Annotated in this window: 1 protein-coding gene; it reads left to right on the top strand. The window is 66.6% G+C overall.

Annotated elements, in window-relative coordinates; all coding sequences use genetic code 11:
- Positions 1-305: 305 nt before the first annotated feature.
- Complete coding sequence (locus AC07DW_RS34575) at positions 306-860, top strand: transposase (RefSeq protein ID WP_478861544.1); 555 nt, start codon at positions 306-308, stop codon at positions 858-860.
- Positions 861-1,169: the final 309 nt, after the last annotated feature.

Raw genomic sequence — 1,169 nt, 5'->3', positions numbered from 1 at the left:
AAGCGGAGCGTTCCCGTATCGTCGCTCTGGCCAGACAGTCACCTCCGGGCCGTCTGACCAGGCGTGAGGACGGTGAACTGGCCGCGGACGACGAGGCGGGCGCGCCTGAGTGGACGCTTGAGTCACTGGCGGAGGCCGCCCGGCAGTCCGGGATCAGGGTGGGAAGGTCCCAGGTCGCCGGATTCTTCTGGCCGAGGGCGTCCGCTGGCGCCGTACCCGCTCCTGGGTGAGGCCGGGGGCCGTGATTCCGGGGGAAAAGGACGCGGATCATCGGCCTTTACACCGACCCGCCCGACGGCGCCACCGTGGTGTGCGCCGACGAGCTCGGGCCGGTGATCCCGCGCACATTCCCGCCGGCGCCGGGCTGGTCACCTGACGGCCACCGCATCAAAGCAGAGCTCGACTATAGTCGCGGGCCGGAGAAGATCTGGGTCTACGGCGGCCTGCGCGTCAGAGACGGACAACAGGTCACCATGACCGCGACCTCCCGCAACAGTGCCTTCTACCAGCAGTTCCTGCAAAAACTGGAGGAAGCAAACCCGGCCGGCGACATCTACGTGATCACCGACAGCCTGTCCTCCCACAACAGCATCTCCACCCGGACCTGGCTCGAGGACCATCCCCGTATCAAACACGTCTTCATCCCCGTCGGCGCCTGCTGGCTCAACCTCCAGGAAGCCTGGTGGCGCATCTTCCGCAAAGCCGCCCTGGCCGGCCAGACCTTCGCCGGACCCGACGAGATCACCCAGGCCACCGCCCTCGCAACCACCCAGCTCAACCAACGCGCACGGCCATGGATCTGGGGCAGACCCGCCCCACCCACCCGACACCTACGCCGCCGCTACATCTACCGCCTTTAAGGAACGCAGCACTAGCTAGCCCTAGCTGGGCATCGCGGCGGTGAAGACCTGGCCGATCCTCCGCAAAGCCCCCGCTGCAAACCGAGCCGGATGACGTCAATCGGCAAAGCCATCCTCACTCTCGAGAGTCACCGCTGAACCGGCTCACTATCCGCCGGAGGGCAAGGCGGACGCGGGCGCGTTGAATCCCGTCGGCCACGGCATGCTCCGGATGGGGAGTGTCATGAATCAGGTGGGCACTTGCTCAGAAGGGACACCTGATGGACGCGGAGAACGGTCACCTGATCGAGGACGCTGACGGCGTGTCGG

This window comes from Streptomyces sp. NPDC045701 (assembly GCF_056432045.1).
This window is presented reverse-complemented; position numbering and strand designations above follow the sequence as displayed.